General features: G+C 39.9%; 6 protein-coding genes and 1 pseudogene. All 7 read right to left on the bottom strand.

Annotation, left to right across the window (positions count from 1 at the left end):
• A pseudogene (locus ACP5KC_RS08885) lies at nt 1-88 on the bottom strand (polysaccharide deacetylase family protein); the annotation flags it as partial.
• A 137-nt stretch (nt 89-225) separates the two neighbouring features.
• Entirely contained in the window at nt 226-540 is a 315-nt protein-coding gene (locus tag ACP5KC_RS08880; RefSeq protein WP_428287318.1) for an NAD-dependent epimerase/dehydratase family protein, read from the bottom strand.
• A 14-nt stretch (nt 541-554) separates the two neighbouring features.
• A complete protein-coding gene (locus ACP5KC_RS08875) occupies nt 555-725 on the bottom strand; it encodes a hypothetical protein (RefSeq protein ID WP_428287317.1) in 171 nt (56 codons plus the stop codon).
• Between the two features lie 224 nt (nt 726-949).
• Nucleotides 950-2,116 (bottom strand): glycosyltransferase family 4 protein, encoded by a 1,167-nt coding sequence (locus tag ACP5KC_RS08870; protein WP_428287316.1) that lies wholly within the window; start codon nt 2,114-2,116, stop codon nt 950-952.
• Nucleotides 2,117-2,297: 181 nt separating this feature from the next.
• The gene (locus tag ACP5KC_RS08865) at nt 2,298-3,164 is read right to left on the bottom strand and encodes a hypothetical protein (RefSeq protein ID WP_428287315.1); all 867 of its coding nucleotides are present in this window, start codon (nt 3,162-3,164) and stop codon (nt 2,298-2,300) included.
• Nucleotides 3,165-3,225: 61 nt separating this feature from the next.
• The gene (locus ACP5KC_RS08860; RefSeq protein ID WP_428287314.1) at nt 3,226-4,233 is read right to left on the bottom strand and encodes a glycosyltransferase; all 1,008 of its coding nucleotides are present in this window, start codon (nt 4,231-4,233) and stop codon (nt 3,226-3,228) included.
• On the bottom strand, nt 4,226-4,689 hold a 464-nt coding region (locus ACP5KC_RS08855), incomplete at its 5' end, for a hypothetical protein (protein ID WP_428287313.1). The genes ACP5KC_RS08855 and ACP5KC_RS08860, both read right to left, overlap by 8 nt.

Genomic DNA, 4,689 nt, shown 5'->3' with positions numbered 1-4,689 from the left:
CCATGTACTCCCTAAGCCCAGTTATTACGAAGAACGTAGCCCTAATACCGCGCCTAGCAAGGTACCTGGCAATACGTAACTGCTCCATAAAACCATCATCAAACGTTAAACTAACGAGCACCATACATGGATACCAAATCCCTTAATCCATCCTCAAGCCTGATACTAGGCCTAAACCTTAACCCCCTCATAGCCCTAGTTATGTCTGCCACCGAATGTTTAATGTCACCCGACATTGGTGGCGTATAGATGGGTCTTAAGTCCTCCCCTACCCATCGCGTTGCGTAATATTTTTGCTAACTCATTTATTGATGTGGCAGTACCACTGCCGATATTGTAAATACCCCTGGCTTTATCGTTACCTAAGGCAAGCATTATGGCATTGACCACTTCATTAACATGTACGAAATCCCTGATCTGCTCACCATCACCGAAAATCACGGGAGGCTCACCCCTAGAGACCCTCCTAATAAACTCAATAATGACGCCGGCATAGGCCCTGGACTGCTTGGGACCGTAGACGTTAAAGAGTCTAAGGATGAGGGTCTAAAGCCTTACAGCTTGGAGAAGGCCTTGATGAAGGTCTCGTCAGAGGTCTTGAATGCCGCGTAAGGCAACTTTGGGTTAAGCGGGTAATGCTCAGGTATCGGTAGCTTCAGATTCTCGCAATAAATAATGCTAGAGGACGCGAATATAAACGTGTCTATGTTTTTCGAGGTCTCCACCACATTGTGTGTACTCCTAGCAATATCCTCGACAACCTCACAATCTCTGATATCATCTTTAACAAGTTCGATAGAATCAATAACTCCTCTAAGGTTATCAGGAGAGCCTGTGACTAGGTTATTGAGAACTCTAACGCTATGCCCAGCAACAACTAAAACCTAATTAATTAAAATCCAATAAAGCCAGCATCATCTGCGAACTGAAAATCTTTGGAGTCTCCATACTACTCAACAGTGCTCAATATGTGCCTAATTAATTGCCTCGATGATTCCTCAAGGCGCTTAACCACTACTTCCCTGGTTTCAAGCCCCATCTCAACAACGTGTTTAGACCCCTCAGCAACTAAGCTTAAGACTTTATCAACTAAGTCACTTGGATCATTAACTCTGAATACAAACTTCTCTGCTGGAGTCCCCCTAAGTACCTCGACAGCACCACCAGCATTAGATACCAGCGGCACCGTGCCAGAAACTGCAGACTCGATCACTGCGTATGGTAGCGGCTCCTCATTTATTGATGGAAATAGCAGGCCCCAGGCATATCTATGCTCCTGCATTAAGCGATCATGTGGGATTCTACCCACAAACTCAACATTATACATCTTAATGACTCTCCTATAATCACCAAATAACCTAAGCCTAACACCAGACCTGATCAATCTGGGAATTGCACTAAGTAGTATGTGAAAGCCCTTTATGAAGCTATCACCGCCAACATAAATAAGTAGCGGATCATCAGTTAGCTCCTTATTTATGGAACTCACTTCAGGCGGCGGGTTATAGACAACAGCTATTTTACCCCTTAATTCTGGAGCTAACTCCCCTACTATGCTTGCATGTCTATTAGAAACGCATAACACTTTATCCGCCTGGCTTATCCATGTCCTAGCAAGTTTTGTAACTATCTCTTGGGCGAATCCTGCTACCAAAACATGCTTAATGCTATTTCTACTTTCAAGCCATATGTTGAACTTTTTCATTACCTTCTTATACTGCTCATATGGTGCTGGTATGACGGCTGTGTAGCTTACTGGAATATATCCATGTAAGTGGACAACTACCTTCCTATTCATTCTCTTAGCAAGGGGTATTATAGGAAATGAGAAGCCCGGCACGTATACTACATCAACTTTTTCTACAAGATTTCTAAACCACTGCTCTCTACTAAGCTGAAGCGTTTTAAGCCATAGTTCATGCTTACTACTTGCCTTCAACCGTTCTGTTTGAATAAACTTAACATTGTTGATTTTTTCAAAGGTTCCACTACCGGTTAAAACAATTACATTGAAGTGATTTGCTAGCAATTTAGTTATTAAGTACGTGGCAAGCGATCCTCCCCCATTATCTGGCCACCATTTTTCGGAAACTATAAGGATGCTAAGTCTGCTCATGAATATTCAACCCTTTGGAACTCTCAAGCCAATTTCTCACAAAGATTAGTAAACGCTAAAAGCCGACCTGGCGTGTTTTGATTAGTTGCTCTTCAATCATTTTAAGAGCGGGTATGGTCAATTTGAGTCGTAGGGCGTCAAATTAATTGCTTTACATCTAAGATGCGTGATGTTAAATATTCTACCTATTCAGTCCTCTTACGTAGGTTACTTTTCGTGAAGCCTCAAGGAGCGCTTCTCTCTTTTTAACAACACCTCTTAAAAAATACGGTATAGAGATAAAACTCTCCCTCTTCATGGAACGTTGAGCAATTGCTAGGAATCTCTCTAAAACCGTAAACCTAGCCGGAAATCTCCCACTTTCCAGCTTTTTCAGAAAAGGTCCGACTGCTAGGTCTAGTGACTCTCTTTTTGCCAAGGCAAGTATATCTTCAAGGTTTGTTTGCATGTAGGTTACAGTAGTGAGAACATCGTTAAGCGTCATAACACCTTCTTTGATAATGGCGTGAGATATAACTGCAAGCGCTTCAGCGGTGAAACTCGGTATTGGAATTTGAAACTCCAGATTAAATTCATTAACGTCGATATATTGTTTGTTATCTAGCAAAACTCTGTTATTCAAATAAATAAAGTTTGCTACATGAGGATAGACGTAGATATCTATATATTCACCAAGATCGGAGATCCTTATGCCTATGGAGAATCTATCTACGTTACATATTTCTATCTTAAACTTAGTTTTCAAAGCCTTAACTATCTGCAGGGCGTCTTCTAAACCATACACACAAATGTCTATATCGACTGGTGTTTCAGGTACTGGTCTATAGGTTTTAAATACAACGTACTCGATGTTAATCCTTTCTAGTACGTCGACTAGAGCATGTAAATGCTTAAGAAACTTTATTCTCTGATTTACTAGTCTCTCTGCTAACTCGGTTCCTTTAAATATTGATGGACTGCGAATCACAAGCAAGTTTAAAACCTTATTTATGTATGCGTATTTAACCAAGTACTTCAGAGAGTGTGAAGGATATTTGTTATCGCTCACGAACCCTAATAAGCTTTGTGCTAGGGGATCCCGAATAATGTTTAAAGTAGCTGGTATTGAGTTAAATAACTTCTCTAAGAGCACCGATGAATCTATTCTCATCGTAGAACCTCCTAAAACTACTTTTTATACCGTTTATAGTGCTTGAAAGAAGCATGGGGTCCTCGATCAGTTGTGTAATCCTTTCGGGAATTTCATTTACTCCATAGGCAACAAGCTCCTTTGGAATATCAATATCTTTGATCACTATGGTCGTGACAAGTGGCAATGTACCATAGCAAACAGACTCAAGCACCGTTATTGGAGGATTCATAGCAGTATTGCCCTTGGCAGGAAAAAGAAAGAAGTGCGCCTTACGGAATACTTCCCTTTTCTCGTCGTCGCTAAGCCACCTATCAATTATAATCACCTCTAATTTTTCATAAGGCTTAAACGTGTTGATTTTGTCTTTCTCGCTAAGCTTTGAAACTACAATAAGCTTTACAGGGATTCTCTTCAAGAGAGGTTTAAGAGATTCAATGACCTCTTTTAACGGGAACCTCCATGGATTCACTCTACCAATGTACAAAAGTATGAGTTCACGTAAATCTTGGAACTTTTCTTTTACAACATATTCAAAGTTATTAAAGAAGCCATTGTTACAGTTGATATATGGTTCGATTAATATATACTTAGACAGTAATATTTTACTTTTAAGCCACTTCAATAAACTTCTAGATGTTGCTAGATACACATCTATAGCAAATTGGATGGAGATTAGAAATCCTTGCCATAATAAAGTTCGAGGATAACTCCATGTGGAGTCTTCTACATGATATACATGGTATACAAATTTTGAGTTGTTAAATTTCTTACGTAACTTAATGACATCAGCTAAGCCAACATAGTATAAGTGTAGAGCATCATAATCGCCACCGCTCCTTAAAGCCTCGTTGATTGTTAGTAGCCCCACATCAACACCTATTCTTCGTAGAGAATTAACTAGTATTTTCAGGTAGAATTCCTGACCAGAGGTATGTTTCTCGATATTTAGTTTTTCTCTCGATATTATAGCGATCCTCTTAACCATTTACACCAACCGCTTTAAGTACTGTTTTGAAGTTCTCAGCAAGCTCTGCTCTACCATCAATTACAGGTAAGCCTAGATGTTTGGCTAGTTTTCTATATATAGGGATTCTAAATCTGACATAGTTTCTCAGTGGTATGTCCTTTCTCCTGCTAAACACTGTTTCCTCGTCAACAAGCATAACAACACCTCTCGCTTTACCGGTTCTTAGCGACTTGTATAAAAGAAGGTAAAAGAATCTACCTACGAGATGCTTTAGAGGGTTTAGGTGAGTATCATATATGACGTCAACTAGTATGTCAAGTGCGAATCTGTCAGCAACTACAACACTTTTCCTGCAGAAAAGACTGGTGCTTACATAGCTCGCATAAATAGCGTAATCTAATAAAAATAAGTTAAGCCACAAACGCGATATGGGTTTAACCATCCAATATAGTCTCAGTGGAATAGTGCTTCCCC

It is taken from the genome of Infirmifilum sp. (assembly GCF_049970975.1).
In the GTDB taxonomy this organism is placed as follows: Archaea; Thermoproteota; Thermoprotei; order Thermofilales; family Thermofilaceae; genus Thermofilum; species Thermofilum uzonense.
This window is presented reverse-complemented; position numbering and strand designations above follow the sequence as displayed.

Coding starts and splice junctions, on each gene's coding strand:
- ACP5KC_RS08870 (WP_428287316.1), bottom strand. CDS start 2,116: ATGAGCAGACTTAGCATCCTTATAGTTTCCGAAAAATGGTGGCCAGAT.
- ACP5KC_RS08860 (WP_428287314.1), bottom strand. CDS start 4,233: ATGGTTAAGAGGATCGCTATAATATCGAGAGAAAAACTAAATATCGAG.